The following is a 13,978-nucleotide window of genomic DNA, read 5'->3' on the forward strand; positions in this document are numbered from 1 at the left end:
CCTCTCGGCCTCTTAAACCCTTATGTGCCCCATTATACCCCGGCATACGAATGCAATCCAGCAATGACGAGATTGACGCCAACCAGCGTAAACATCACGATGAGAAAACCGATTACCGCCAGCCAGGCCGACTTCGTGCCCTGCCATCCTCTCGACAGGCGCAGATGCAAGTATGCGCTGTAGAACAGCCACGTAATGAGCGCCCACACTTCCTTCGGATCCCAGCCCCAGAATCTGGACCAGGCGATCTCCGCCCAGATCATGGCGAAGATGAGCGCCCCGAGCGTAAACACCGGGAATCCGATCGCGATGGAGCGGTAGCTGATCTCTTCCAGATCGTCGGGATCAATGTCCGACAAGTGCGGGTTGATCGCCGCCGTCAGCTTCTTGCGGGCGATCAATCTCAGAAGGCCGTAGAGCAGCGAGCCGGCGATCACCGACCAGACGATCGTATTGAGCTTGCGGCCCGCGTTCACTCCGTTCATCCAGGACGGCGCTTCGAACAGCGGTTGCTGTATGCCGAGGAAGGAGGGGAACGAGACCGTCTCGCTGTTGTAAGGCGCTACGAGCGGCGGAAGACTGTACTGCACCTCCTGGACGCTCGAATGCGCATTGCCCGCATCGTCGATCTCGATCGTCTCCTGGGTGAAGCTCGCCTCGTAGCCCGCGCCGCGGAACGCGAACACGGCGACAATAAAACCGACCAGCACGATGATGACGTACAAGGAGAATTCCGTCCAGAACTGCGCCCGGCGTCCGGCCTTGTCGGTGCGGGTGAAATCGACGACGCGGATCAGCTGCACGAGCGCCGCCGCGAATCCGATCGCGAAGAATGCTTCGCCGGCGGCGGCCATCGTGACGTGGATTTTCAGCCAGACGCTCTGCAGCGGAGGAATTAGCGGCTGAACCTCGGACGGAAACACCGACGCATACGCGATAATAATAATGACCAGAGGCAGCGTGAACGCGCCTAGCATCAAGTTGCGGTAGATGACATGAATGACGATAAACGCGAACATGATCGCCATGCCCAGGAACGTCATGAACTCGTACATATTGCTTGTCGGGATATGGCCTCCGCCGTACCACCGGGTAAAGAAGAACGTCAGATGGGCCAGCCAGCCGAGCACGGCCAGACCGAAGGCGATTTTGCCCCAGCGGGCCGTATGGTCCTCCGGCTTGCGGTTGCTCCACTTTTTGCCGGCGACTGCGATCGCATAGCTGATGAAGGACGCGCAATACAGAAAAAAAGCAACGATAAATGCGTCACTGCTGAAATCCAACCACCATTTCAACGTACATTCCTCCTGTTATCGAGCGCCTTGGGCTCCACCGCGATCCCGGTTTTTCCCAGCGCCCCCGCAACGTCGGCTCTCAGGCCGTAGGTGTTCTTGTTCGTATGGCCTCCCAGCAGCAGCTTGCCGCCGTCGATCCGAAGCCATATCCGTCTATGCTGCCAGTAGAAGCCCATAATCAGTCCGATCATAGAGATCGCCGCGCCTACCCATACGTAGGGCATCGCCTTGTCCATCCGAATGTTCAGGAACGTCGTATAGGCGGAATATTCGATATTGTTCATCTGTCCGTCTACGATCGGATTCTCGACGGCGATGGAGAAGCGTCCCGTGCTGTCCCCGCGCTGCTTGAAGCTCTCGTTCAGAATCGTCTCGTAATATTGGCTCCTCTCGTTCGGCATCGGGAAGTAGATGTGCACCTCTCCCGTATCCTGAACGCCGGGACCCGTAATCCGAAAGACGAACGCCGGATTGTTCGGCTCGCGAGACTTCGTCATCGGCCGGGTCTGTTCGTCGAGGCCGAAGTCCGGGTAATAGTCGATCAATCTGAGCTCGTATTCGCCCACCCGGTAATCTCTCTCGGGCTGATCCATCCGCAGGTCGAAGCTGCCGATCGTTCCGGCGCCGGCATCCTTCAGCGTCGCATGCACGGATATAAAACGCACCCGCTCCTGAAAGCTGTTCTGGTAGACTTTCAGACCTTGGTGCGACAGAGCGCTATTCACGCGAATGTCGTGCTGCTTGACCTCCTCCAGCACCGGGGCGCGCGACGGGTCGTCGCATGCGTCGACACACTCGTACAGCCGTGCTTGCGTCTCGTACAGCTTGGCGACCTTCTTCCCCTTCTGGTTGCTGGCCAGTTCTTCGTCCGGATAATAGTCGACGGTGAACTTCTCGTTCTTTAAGTAATAGTTCGTGCCCGGAATTTGCCGCGTCTCTCCTTCGTAGAGAGCGAGGTACTGATCCATATGCCAAGCCGGAATGCTCCGGCCGAGCACCGCCAGCAGGAAGACGATCAGGCCGATATGATTGATGTAAGGCCCCCAGCGGCTGAAACGGTTTTTCTCCGCCAGCAGCGCGCCGTCCTCCTGCCAGACGCGATAGCGTTTGCGCTTCAGCTCGCGCCCGAAGCTTTCGAGCCATTGCCGCGCATCCTGCTGCAGCTCTCCGGAATAGACGACATGCTGACGGCCGATAAACTGCGGATGCTTGCGGATCTGCTGCTTGGAAAGCGCCCGGTACAGCGGCAAAACCCGGTCCAGGCTGCAGACGACCAGCGAAGTTCCGATCATGACGAGAAGCGCGATAAACCACCAGGATTCGTAGGTTCTCGACAATCCGAGCGCATGGTAAATGACGCCGAACGTGCCGTGGTTCTCTTTGTAGTACGCGGCAAATTCGGAGCGCTCCGTCAAGTTGATAAACGTATTTTCCTGCGGGAGGATCGTGCCGAATGCGGCTCCGATCAACGTAATGACGATCAAATAAACGGCAATCTTGACCGACGAAAAGAAATTCCATATCCGATCGACGAGCTGCGGATTCGCTTTCTGCGATCGGCGCGCAACCCCGTCGTATCTCATCTCCAGCAGCGCATCCTTGTCCTTCAGCAGCGCCTCGTCGAGCGGCTTGCCGCACGACTCGCACAGGACGGTTCCGACCGGATTTTGATGTCCGCACTCGCACTTGGTGTTTTGAAGCAACGGTTAATCCCCCTGACTGACGTCACGACTTCGTCTGAATGAGCCGTACGATCCGCTCCTCGATCTCTTCCTCCGTCAGCACTCCGCCGATAACGACCTCCTGAATTTCGCCGGTAGGCGCGATGAAGAACGTCGTCGGATACTGCTTAAGCCCGTACTGCCTTTCGGTTTTTTTGTCCTTGTCGAGCAAGATCGGGAAATGAACGCCGACCTGGCGAATGAAGCTTTCTGCGGTCAGCCTGTCCTCGCTCAGGTTAATGCCGACGAGCTCCAGCCCTTGGCCCTTCCATTTGTCGTACTGACTCTGCAGAGCCGGCATCTCGTTGCGGCACGGCGGACAGAACGTTCCCCAGAAATTAATGATGAGCGGCTTGCCTGCGTAATCCTTCATCTCGTGCACCTCGTTGTTCAGGTCTGCCAGCCGAAAATCCGGCGGCATGTCGCCCTTCGCAAGCACGACGCTTTTGGAGAACAACGAATTGCCGATCGCGTAGCCTCCGATCAGCAGCACGACGGCTAATATCACATATTGAATCGGTTTCCGATAACGTCCCATATTCCGTGAACACCACCTGTATTTCCGTTAATTCCATTGTATCGGATTGTTTGTCCGGCAGCAATCGACCCCTTCCAGTATACGTGGAAATTGCAAGAGCTTTGGCGAGTTTGTTTGTCAAAATTGGTACAATTGCCGCGCGCGTCCGCACGAGAAAAAAAACGACGCCGAGCCCGATCGATATCGAGTCGCGTCGTTCTTATGAAGGAGCGCCGCTGCGGTTCCCGCTGGCTAGCGGGGGTCGGGCATGACCGAATCCGCAATCTCGCGAAGCATTCCGAGCTCGTCCTCCGTCAGCTTGCGATGCTTGCCTCTCTGCAGATTGTTCAGGAACAATCCGCCGAAGGCTATGCGCTTGAGCCTTGTGACCGGATGGTGAATCGCGTCGAACATGCGGCGAACCTGGCGGTTGCGGCCTTCGTGGATCGTGATGGCGATGGTGGCGTACTTGCCGTCGGGGTCGATGTCGTGGTACTCCACCTCAGCGGGAGCGGTCATCCCGTCCTCCAGCTTGATGCCCTTGGCCAGCTTCTCGAGCGCGCTGCCATGAGGAACTCTCTCGACCGTCGCGTGATACGTTTTCGGAACGTGGTGGCTCGGATGCGTCAGCTTGTGGGCCAGATCCCCGTCGTTGGTCAGCAGCAGCAGCCCTTCCGAGTCGTAGTCGAGACGCCCGACCGGATACAGCCGCTCCTTCACGTCCTTCAAGTAATCGGTCACCACGCTGCGGCCTTTCGGATCCGAGACGCTGGTGATGACCCCTTTCGGTTTATTGAACATAATATACATTTTGGTCTCTTTCTTAATCGGCCTGCCCGACACCGCAATCGCGTCGACGGACGGGTCCGCTTTCGCTCCCAGCTCGGTCACGACCTTCCCGTTAACCGTTACTTTGCCGGCCGCGATCAGATCTTCGCACTTGCGCCGGGAAGCGACTCCCGCATTCGCGAGAACTTTCTGCAATCTTTCCTCCACGCTCTGTTCACCTCTACCCCATCATACCAATCCGAACAATAACCAGCAAGCGGCGACGGCGGCGAAAAAACCGACCAGATCGGAGAACAGCCCCACCTTGAGCGCATAGCGGGCATTGCGGATGCCGACTGCGCCGAAGTAGACGGTCAGCACGTACAGCGTCGTATCGGTGCTCCCTTGAATCGTCGAAGCCACTCTGGCGGCGAAAGAGTCCGGCCCCTGCTCCTTGATCAGATCGGAGACGAAGGCGAGCGATCCGGCTCCGGTGATCGGCCGGAGCAGCGCCAGCGGAAGCACGTCGCCCGGTATGCCGATCCATTCCAGCGCGGGCCGGATGGCGCCGACAAGAGCCTCCATCGCTCCCGAAGCTCTGAACATGCCGATCGCCGTCATCATGCCGACCAGGTGGGGAATGATGCCGATCGCCGTTCCGAAGCCGTCCTTGGCGCCGTCGATGAACGTTTCGTAGACCGGCACCTTGCGCAGCGAAGCATAGAGCGGAATAAAAGCGATAAGAGCGGGAATCGTCCAAGTCGAGACGATCTGAATCATCGAGAGCAATGCGCTCAGCCCCCTCCCGCAGACGCGGAGGGCGGACGGAGGGGCGAGCCCTCTCCCGCGCCGTTCCGGGCCTTATATGCGGGCGGAAGCTTGTTTCTGCTGCGATACCATCTGTCCGCCGCTATCGCCGCGCAGGTGGCGACGAGCGTCGCCAGCAGCGTCGGCGCCACAATGTCCGCCGGATGAACGGCGCCGAAGTTCATCCGAATGGCGATAATCGTCGTCGGCACAAGCGTAATGCTGGCCGTATTCAGCGCCAGCAGCGTGCACATCGCCGGCGTGGCGACGGTCGGCTCGGGATTCAGCTTCTGGAGCTCCTGCATCGCCTTGATGCCCATCGGCGTGGCCGCATTGCCCAGGCCGAGCAGATTCGCGCTCATATTGGACAGAATGTAGCCCATCGCCGGATGATCGCTCGGGACGTCGGGGAACAGCCTGCGGACGACGGGGGCCAGCAGATCCGATAGCTTGCGCACAAGTCCCGCCACTTCGGCGATTCTCATCAATCCCATCCAGAAGACGAGGATGCTGATCAAGCCGAGACAGACGGTTACGCCGGTTTGGGCGCCGCCGAAGGCCGCCTCCGCCACGGCCTCCATCTTGCCGTTGGCGGCGCCGTAGATGACGCTGAACACGATCATGCCCATCCATATCCAGTTCACCATCGCGACTCTCCTCCTTGCAGAAGCAGTGCTTTAACAGCCGTTCGGATGGCGGCGGCGAAGCCTGCCGACCGGCCGGGGCCAGACGAGGTCGGCCGATCGGCCTCGGAAGACGCCGTCCCGCCCTGCCAGGCTTGCCGTTCCCGCGCAGCGTCGGCGACGAGAGCGACGGCGCCGATCTGGCGGCCGTCGAGCACGAATCTGAGCTGCCCCCGATAGCCGAAGCGATAGTGAACCGACTCCGGCAGGAGCGGGGCGAGCCGGGTCTCCAGACGCTCCCTCTCGCCCTCGGCGAACGGATAAGCGAAGGAGCCCGCCGTTCTGTACGGATAGTCTTTCAGAGGCTCTCCAAGCTTAACGACGCTCGCAAGCGGATAACGGGCAAACCCGTAATCGAGCAGCTTGGCGTGATCGTTCCAATCGTCGCGGTCGTTGAGCGTAACGGCGACGAGCTGCTGCCCGCCCCGGGTCGCGGAGCTGACAAGCGTTCGCAGCGCCTGCTTCGTATAACCCGTCTTGACGCCGTCCGCCCCTTCGTACAGCCGCAGCATTTTATTTTTGTTCACCCATTTGTAATTCCAGGAGTCGTTTGGATTGGGCGCGGTCCGCACTTCCGTAGCGACGATTCTCTTGAATTCCGGGTTGTGCAGCGCATAGACGGTCAGCTTGGCCAGGTCGTTGGCGGAAGAATAGTGGCCGGGCTCGTCCAGTCCGTGCGGATTCCTGAATTGGCTGTTCTCCAGCCCCAGCTCCTCCGCTTTCCGATTCATCAGATACGCGAAGCCTTCGACCGAGCCCCCGACGTGCTCGGCGATCGCCGTCGCGGCGTCGTTGCCGGATCGCAGCATGAGGCCGTACAGCGCGTTGCGCAGCGTAATTTCCTCTCCGGCTTTCAAGTACAGCGAAGACCCTTCCTTCCCGGCCGCCTGCCGGCTGACCTTCAGGGTGCCGTCCAGATCCCCCTGCTCGATCGCCACGATGGCCGTCATAATCTTCGTCAGGCTGGCGATCTTCATCGGCTCGTCGCCGCGCTGACTGTATAGAATCCGCCCCGACGCGACGTCGGCCAGCGCCGCCGCCTTGGCCTGGTTCGCGGGCGGAGCCGGAGCCCGCGCGGCCATCGCGGCCGTCTCCGCGCCTGCCGGCCCCGGCGCGGACGCCAAGGCCAGGCTGACGAACAGAACACAGACAGGACGAACAGGGTTACGAAACAACCGGTGCTGCATGCCGATCCTCCTCGGTCTAGACGATCGGGCGCCGCCGATGTGGCGCGGCGCTCTCTGACTCCATTTTATGTCTGCATGTCCCAAAGTATGTGAAGGGAGTTGTCCGCGCACGAATAACGCGCGCCGAAGCATCGGCGCGCGTGGCGGTAGGCGTCTCGACTACATGAGCGAGGAATCGTTCGAGCTTTTCGTTTCGACCGTTCGAATCGTCTCCGTCGTGTTCGGATTGCGCATGAAGGCGGTCTTCAGCTTGTCGACCCATTCCGGCGCGGCGTCGATCAGCCGCTCCAACAGATGCGTCTGATTGTCAAGCGGTACGACTTTGACGCCATGCGACCCAACGACGAGAAAGGCGATCGGGGTAATCGATACGCCGCCGCCGCTGCCGCCGCCGAACGGCAAAGCCACCGACGCGTTATGGCCGTCTTGACCGCCCGCGTGGGAATGCCCGGAGTCGCCGGACGCTTCGTCCATCGCGGCAAATTCGCTTCCTCCCGCCGCAAAGCCGAAGCCGACCTTGGAAATCGGCAGAATGACGCTGCCGTCAGGCGTCTGCACCGGTTCTCCGACAATCGTATTGACGTCAACCATATCCTTGATATTTTCCATAGCGGTTTGCATTAAGCCGTTAATCGGATGCTGGGACATCTTCAACTCCTCCTTTCGTGTACCTAATTTGCCCGAAACCCGGCCGCCTTTATGCGTCGCGGGGCGATCTCTCCTCTGCCAGGCCGGTCAGCTTACCCCTTCGTTGGGCGGAGCCAGCCAGCTTCGCCACGCTTTGATCGCTTTGCCGATGCGGATCGTTCTCGTCCCCAGCTTAAGCATGGCCCAGATCAGCGTTCCAAGCCGGATGCGAAAATCCGCCTCCCAGACAGCGGTGAATTCGGAATCGGAATAGTTCGGCTTTACCTCGCCATGCGGGGACGTGCGGAAAGAAATCCAATGGCTCGCCATTCCGGTGGCGCAGCCGGACACGGTCCACAGCAGTCCGGAGGCGACGGCCGTCGACGCCGCGTCTCCAGTGCCCACGCGAAAATCGAGCCTCCATCGCGTACATTCCACCTTTTTCAGCGTACGTCTCGCCCACTGCTTGAACCGCTTGGTCGATCCGAGCACCGACTTGTAGGCCCTTATGTAGCGCCGCACCGTTCGCCTGCCGAGCGAACGGCTGAACCGGTTCGACTTTTCCCGACCGGCCAGCCCGCCTTCCCTCCGCTCGCGATACACGACGTTCCAGCTTCGGATGAAGATGGAAGGCATCAGGATCTGATAGTGAAACAGGCCGAACAAAGCCCGAACGATGATCACCAGCTGATCCAATCTGCCGCTGCGCGAGTAGCGGATGCGAATTTTGACTCGCGACATCCAGGCGGCGGCCAATGCCGCCGCGACGACCGCCGAAGCGATCCAATGCCAGAAGGCCATACCTCCCCCGCCTTTCCATAGGGGTAGTATGACCTTCTGGCTATCGTTCATTCCATATTCGCCAAGCTTATGAGTCCGTATCCAATTGCCGGTCCAAATCTTCCAGGGAAAGCTGCCTGCCCTCGATTCGGTCGAACAGCAGCTTCGTTCGTTCTTCCAGCTCGTCGTCGCCGTCCGCCAGGGTCGGCTCGGGCAAGCTTTGGATGCTCGGCAGGCCGAAATAGTCGAGGAACGCCTTCGTCGTGCCGTACAGAATCGGTCTTCCGAGCGCCTCCGCCCTGCCCTTCTCTTCGATCAGATCCTTGTTGACGAGATGATGGATCGGCCGGTCTGCCTTCACTCCCCGGATCTCCTCGATCTCGATTCGGGTTATCGGCTGCTTGTAAGCGATAATGGCCAGCGTCTCAAGGGCGGCTTGCGACAGCGTCGAACGGGAAGGTGAATACGCCAGCTTCTCGAAGAAAGGCGCGTGTTCGATGACGGTCGTCAGCCGGTAGCCTCCGGCCACCTCGGCAATGCGAAGGCCGCGGTTTTTTTTGACGAACTCCTTCTGCAGATCCTTCAGGACGTCCTTGACGACCTCCACGTCCGTCTCGACCACTTCCGCAGCCGTCTTCGCGCTGATGCCCTCGTCTCCGGAGACGAACAGCAGACCTTCAAGTACCGATTTCAATGTCGAGTAATCCATCGTTATCCTCTCTCCCCGTCCACGACAACACGATTTCATCGAACAGTGCGTTCTGATGGCAGGAAATCCATTTTCGCTTCATCAGCTCGAGAATCGCCAGGAACGTGACGACGATCTCCTCGCGATCGTCCTCCTCCCGAAGCAGCTGGGAAAACAGCAGCTTCCCTTCGCCGGACCGGCTCTTGAGCGTATCGATAATATCGAGAATCCGGTCCTTGACCGAAATCTCGTCCTTGCGAATCGAAGACACCCGGGTTCTCCCGGCCAGCCTTCTCATCGCTTTCTGAAAAGCGCTCACCAGATCGTTCACGTGCAAGCCTTCCACAGGGTTGGTCCGGATCGCCTTCTCGTAAGGCGTCAGATCCGCGGGCTCCCGCGTGTACACCTGGCTTCGATCCCATTCCTTCTCCCTAAGCTGCCCGGCTACCGACTTGAACTTGCGGTACTCGATCAGCCTGCGGATCAGCTCCTCGCGCGGATCGAGCTCCTCGTCCTCCTCGACCGTCATCAGCCAAGGCTCGTCGGTTACCGGAGGCTTCGGCAGCAGCTGCCTGCTCTTCATGGAGAGCAGCGTCGCCGCCATGACGAGAAACTCGCTCGTAATGTCAAGCTCGAGCTCCTGCATCGCCGCCAAATATTCCATATATTGATCGGTAATGTCGCTGATCGAAATGTCCTGGATGTCGATTTCCGCCTTGTCGATCAGGTGGAGCAGCAAATCGAGCGGACCTTCGAACGTCTCCAGCTTGTACAGCATTGCCACGAGGGCTTCTCCTCCTGCCTGCTCGCATCTTCCCGGCGTCTCTAGAATGAAATCTTATCAGCCGGAGATCGCCCGCGTCAAATTCGCCATCTCGATCGCCGTCGTCGCGGCGTCCCAGCCTTTATTGCCGGCTTTCGTGCCCGCGCGCTCCACCGCCTGCTCGATGCTGTCGGTCGTCAGGACGCCGAAGATCGTCGGCACGCCCGTCTTCAGCGAAATGGCGGCGACGCCCTTGGCCACTTCGCTGCAGACGTAGTCGAAATGCGGAGTGGAGCCGCGAATGACGGCGCCGAGCGTAATGACCGCGTCGTATTTCCCGCTTTCGGCCAGCTTCTGGGCGATCAGCGGAATTTCGAAAGCGCCGGGAACCCAGGCGATCTCGATCTCTCCGTCCTCCGCGCCGTGGCGCTTCAGCGCGTCGAGCGCTCCTCCGAGCAGCTTGGACGAGATAAACTCGTTAAACCTTCCGACGACGATCGCGTATTTTAATCCTTTGGATACGAGTTGACCTTCATATACGATAGACATGTACGTTCATCCTCTCAAATCATATAGTGTAGTCGGGATTGTCCTGGAACGACAGCAGGTGGCCTAGCTTCGCTTTTTTGGCATGCAGGTACCGGGTGTTGTCTTCGTTCTCCTGCATCTGGATCGGGACGCGCTCGACGACGTTCAGGCCGTAGCCCTCCAGCCCTTTAATCTTGCGCGGGTTGTTCGTCAGCAAGCGAATGTCGCGAATGCCGAGGTCCTTCAAGATTTGCGCCCCGATGCCGTAGTCCCGGAGATCGGGCGCGAACCCTAATCGAATATTCGCGTCCACCGTGTCCAATCCCTGCTCCTGCAGCTCGTAAGCGCGCAGTTTGTTGATCAGGCCGATGCCCCGCCCCTCCTGGCGCATATACAGAAGCACGCCGCTGCCGGCTTCGTCGATCTGCCTGAGCGCAGCTTCCAGCTGCGGTCCGCAATCGCAGCGGTGAGAGTGGAACACGTCTCCCGTCAGACATTCCGAGTGAACGCGCACGAGCACCGGCTTGGTGCCGTCCAGCTCTCCTTTGACGAAGGCGACATGCTCTTTCTGATCGACCTCGTTCGTGTAGGCGATCGCCTGGAACGTGCCGAAATCGGTCGGCAGGCGGACGGACACCTCCCGCTTGACGAGCTTCTCCTTCTCGTTGCGGTAATGAATCAAGTCCTTGATCGTAATCAGCTTCAAGCCGCGCTCCCGGGCGAACGTCTGAAGATCGGGCAGTCTCGCCATCGTGCCGTCTTCCTTGATCACCTCGCAGATGACGGCGGCCGGCGCGGAGCCGCTCATTCTGGCCAGATCGATCGCCGCCTCGGTATGTCCGGCCCGCCGGAGCACGCCTCCGTCCTTCGCGATCAGCGGGAAAATGTGGCCCGGACGGCGGAAGTCGCTCGGCCTGGCTGCCGGGTCGATAAGCGCCTGCACCGTCAGAGAGCGCTCGTGAGCCGATATGCCCGTCGTCGTCGATACGTGGTCGACCGATACGGTAAACGCCGTGCCGTGATAATCCGTATTGTGATTGACCATCGGCGGCAAGTCAAGCGCCTCGGCCCTCTCCTGCGTAATCGGAACGCAGAGCAGTCCTCTGGCTTCCTTGATCATGAAGTTGATGACCTCCGGCGTCGCCTTGTCGGCCAGTGCGATCAGATCTCCTTCGTTCTCCCTGTCTTCGTCGTCGACGACGACGACGACTTTGCCCTGCTTCAAATCTTCGATCGCGTCCTCGATTCGGTCGAATAGCTGCTGTTCCATCGTGATGGCCCCCTTCACATAAATCCGTTGTCTCTTAAGATCGATTCGGTCAGCCCGCCCGCTCGGCGGGCGGATGGCGCCTGATCGCGCAAGCCGAGCAGGTGCTCGACGTATTTGCCGAGAATGTCGCATTCGATATTCAAGCTGGCGCCGGGCTGCTTGTGCTGCAGCACCGTTTCGCGCAAGGTGTGGGGAATAATCGATACCGTGATTAGGCCGCTGCCGCGATCCGCCGAGACGACCGTCAAGCTGATGCCGTCCAGCGTAATCGAGCCTTGCGGAATGACATAACGGAGAAGGGCGGGATCGTCGGGCTCGACGGCAAACACGACGGCGTTGGCCTCGTTCGTTCGAGTCCGGATCGTTCCCGTGCCGTCCACATGTCCCTGCACCAGATGGCCGCCGAAGCGACCGCCGGCCTGCATCGCCCGCTCCAGATTCAATGGAGCTCCCGGCTTCAGCTCGCGCAGATTCGTATGGCGGTACGTTTCCGGCATGACGTCCACCGCGAAGCCGCCGCGGTCGAACTCGACCACGGTCAGGCATACGCCGTTCACCGCGATGCTGTCTCCCCGCTTGACGTCCTCCAGCACCTTGGACGCCGAGATGCCGAGGATCATCGCTTCCCCTTGGCGCTGCACCGAGCGCAGAATGCCCATTTCTTCAATAAGTCCCGTAAACATTAGCCTTCCTCCTTGCCGGCGCGGACCGGCGACTCCGCCGCTCCCGGCGGGTCTTCAGGCCGCCGTTCGGGATAGCCGGTCACGCACCAGTCGTCGCCGTAGCTTTGCGTCGATACGCAGGTGAGACGCAGCGCCGCAGACATCTCGCTCGGGCCGGCATGCGAGAAGGCGGCCGGCGCTCCTTCCCCGCCGACGATAATCGGGGCGTAGAACAGCATCATTTTATCGACGAGATCCGCTTCCAGCATCGCGCCGTTCAGCACGCCTCCGCCCTCGAGCAGCACGGAGCCGATGCCCTTCTGACCGAGAGCCCGCATCGCCGCCGGGAGATCGACGCGCTCGCCGTCTCCGCAGCGCAGCACCTCTGCGCCTAGCCTTCTGAGGCGCTCGGCCTTGCTCTCGTCCGCCCGGAGCGTCGTCAGAACGATGGTCGGGGCCGCGTCGTTCAGCACTCTTGCCGTCTCGGGAAGGCTCAGCCGCGAATCGACGACGATGCGGGCCGGGTGCAGCGCCGGTACGCTCAGCCGGGTCGTCAGCTCCGGATCGTCAGCCAGCACCGTCTGCAGACCGACCATAATGCCGCTATGGCGGTGACGCAGCGTATGCACCGCTTCCCGGGCTTCCGAACCGGTGATCCAGCGGCTGTGGCCGGTGCGCGTAGCGATCCGCCCGTCGAGGCTGAGCGCCGTCTTCAGCGTAACGAACGGCAGGCCGGTGCGGATATACTTGTTGAACGCCTCGTTCAGCCGGACGGCCTCCGGCTCCAGCAAGCCGGTCGACACCTCGACGCCCGCTTCCCTCAGTCTGGCGATGCCCCGGCCGGCGACGAGCGGGTTCGGATCGACCGCAGCGACGACGACGCGGGACACGCCCTCCCGGATGAGCCGCTCGCAGCAGGGCGGCGTCTGGCCGTAATGGCTGCACGGTTCAAGCGTCACGTAGGCGGTCGCCCCGCGCGCCCGCTCGCCGGCCATGTCAAGCGCGTGCACCTCCGCGTGGCCTTCGCCGCGCTTCAAGTGCGCTCCCATGCCGACGATCCGGCCGTCTTTCACAAGGACGCAGCCGACGACCGGGTTCACGCCGGTTTGTCCGGAAGCTCCGCCGGCCATATTCAAGGCGAGCCGCATATAGTATTCGTCATTCAGAATTTCCATCCGTCTCCTCCTCTCCTGCCGTCGAACAGACAAAAAGCCCCCGGGCGATAGTCATCCCGGGGGCGGTAAATGCACAGCGATAAACAGGCCTTCAGGTCATGTCCCGAAAAGCATGGGGAAACAGCAGCTTCGTCAAAGCGCAGGCAAGCATACTGAAACAGCCCGTCGCAGGCGCAGATTTTCTCACTGTTTTGTGAAAAAAAGAACAACTAAGCCCGGCAAACGCCGGAATGTCCGTCATCCCGCAGTTGCGACGCTTTCCATGGACACGGCTCGGCCGCTGTGCTTCCTTCTCCCATCCAGACTGTTACTGTCGGTCCCGGAATTTCACCGGGTCCACCGCAAAGCTGCCGCCGGTTCGACCGGTAGAAGCGATGACGGGTCACGGACTGACGGCGGCGCAATCGGCTTCGATGCGATCGATGGCCGAGACGCTGCCGATCACCGTCGGTGGGGAATTGCGCCCCGCCCCGAAGGATAAGCAACTTGAGTTGGCGGTGGATCCAC

The 13,978-nt window shown here is 60.3% G+C and carries 15 protein-coding genes and 1 riboswitch; all 15 genes read right to left on the reverse strand.

Going from position 1 to position 13,978, the window contains the following annotated elements; genetic code table 11:
• Nucleotides 1-32: 32 nt before the first annotated feature.
• Nucleotides 33-1,295: a cytochrome c biogenesis protein CcsA gene (ccsA, locus tag ACFO3S_RS12780; protein WP_378096304.1), complete on the reverse strand. Its 1,263-nt coding sequence runs from the start codon at nt 1,293-1,295 to the stop codon at nt 33-35.
• Nucleotides 1,292-2,998, reverse strand: a complete 1,707-nt coding sequence (gene resB, locus ACFO3S_RS12785) for a cytochrome c biogenesis protein ResB (protein ID WP_378096307.1) — start codon at nt 2,996-2,998, stop codon at nt 1,292-1,294. Before resB ends, ccsA begins: the two co-directional genes overlap by 4 nt.
• A 22-nt stretch (nt 2,999-3,020) precedes the next feature.
• Nucleotides 3,021-3,554, reverse strand: coding sequence for a redoxin domain-containing protein (locus ACFO3S_RS12790; RefSeq protein WP_378096310.1), 534 nt, complete (start codon nt 3,552-3,554; stop codon nt 3,021-3,023).
• Nucleotides 3,555-3,785: 231 nt separating this feature from the next.
• Complete coding sequence (locus tag ACFO3S_RS12795; RefSeq protein WP_378096313.1) at nt 3,786-4,529, reverse strand: pseudouridine synthase; 744 nt, start codon at nt 4,527-4,529, stop codon at nt 3,786-3,788.
• 21 nt (nt 4,530-4,550) lie between these two features.
• Entirely contained in the window at nt 4,551-5,090 is a 540-nt protein-coding gene (locus ACFO3S_RS12800; protein ID WP_378096316.1) for a spore maturation protein, read from the reverse strand.
• A gap of 5 nt (nt 5,091-5,095) precedes the next feature.
• A complete protein-coding gene (locus tag ACFO3S_RS12805; RefSeq protein WP_378096319.1) occupies nt 5,096-5,755 on the reverse strand; it encodes a nucleoside recognition domain-containing protein in 660 nt (219 codons plus the stop codon).
• Entirely contained in the window at nt 5,749-6,978 is a 1,230-nt protein-coding gene (locus ACFO3S_RS12810; protein WP_378096322.1) for a D-alanyl-D-alanine carboxypeptidase family protein, read from the reverse strand. The genes ACFO3S_RS12805 and ACFO3S_RS12810 overlap by 7 nt, the downstream gene beginning before the upstream one ends.
• A gap of 159 nt (nt 6,979-7,137) precedes the next feature.
• Entirely contained in the window at nt 7,138-7,626 is a 489-nt protein-coding gene (ytfJ, locus tag ACFO3S_RS12815) for a GerW family sporulation protein (RefSeq protein ID WP_378096325.1), read from the reverse strand.
• An 87-nt stretch (nt 7,627-7,713) separates the two neighbouring features.
• The gene (locus ACFO3S_RS12820; protein ID WP_378096328.1) at nt 7,714-8,406 is read right to left on the reverse strand and encodes a DUF2953 domain-containing protein; all 693 of its coding nucleotides are present in this window, start codon (nt 8,404-8,406) and stop codon (nt 7,714-7,716) included.
• Nucleotides 8,407-8,473: 67 nt separating this feature from the next.
• Nucleotides 8,474-9,094, reverse strand: coding sequence for an SMC-Scp complex subunit ScpB (gene scpB, locus ACFO3S_RS12825; RefSeq protein WP_378096330.1), 621 nt, complete (start codon nt 9,092-9,094; stop codon nt 8,474-8,476).
• A complete protein-coding gene (locus ACFO3S_RS12830; RefSeq protein WP_378096332.1) occupies nt 9,063-9,857 on the reverse strand; it encodes a segregation and condensation protein A in 795 nt (264 codons plus the stop codon). Before ACFO3S_RS12830 ends, scpB begins: the two co-directional genes overlap by 32 nt.
• Before the next feature lie 57 nt (nt 9,858-9,914).
• Nucleotides 9,915-10,385, reverse strand: a complete 471-nt coding sequence (gene ribH / locus ACFO3S_RS12835) for a 6,7-dimethyl-8-ribityllumazine synthase (protein ID WP_378096335.1) — start codon at nt 10,383-10,385, stop codon at nt 9,915-9,917.
• A 19-nt stretch (nt 10,386-10,404) separates the two neighbouring features.
• Nucleotides 10,405-11,634 carry a bifunctional 3,4-dihydroxy-2-butanone-4-phosphate synthase/GTP cyclohydrolase II gene (locus ACFO3S_RS12840; RefSeq protein WP_378096338.1) on the reverse strand — a complete coding sequence of 410 codons (1,230 nt, stop codon included), beginning with the start codon at nt 11,632-11,634 and terminating at the stop codon, nt 10,405-10,407.
• 14 nt (nt 11,635-11,648) lie between these two features.
• Nucleotides 11,649-12,317, reverse strand: coding sequence for a riboflavin synthase (locus ACFO3S_RS12845; RefSeq protein WP_378096341.1), 669 nt, complete (start codon nt 12,315-12,317; stop codon nt 11,649-11,651).
• Nucleotides 12,317-13,471 carry a bifunctional diaminohydroxyphosphoribosylaminopyrimidine deaminase/5-amino-6-(5-phosphoribosylamino)uracil reductase RibD gene (ribD, locus tag ACFO3S_RS12850; protein WP_378096343.1) on the reverse strand — a complete coding sequence of 385 codons (1,155 nt, stop codon included), beginning with the start codon at nt 13,469-13,471 and terminating at the stop codon, nt 12,317-12,319. The genes ACFO3S_RS12845 and ribD overlap by 1 nt, the downstream gene beginning before the upstream one ends.
• Before the next feature lie 283 nt (nt 13,472-13,754).
• A riboswitch (FMN riboswitch) is annotated at nt 13,755-13,953 on the reverse strand.
• Between the last annotated feature and the right edge of the window lie 25 nt (nt 13,954-13,978).

Origin of the sequence: Cohnella hongkongensis (genome assembly GCF_042654645.1) — a bacterium.
Lineage (GTDB): Bacteria > Bacillota > Bacilli > Paenibacillales > Paenibacillaceae > Cohnella > Cohnella hongkongensis.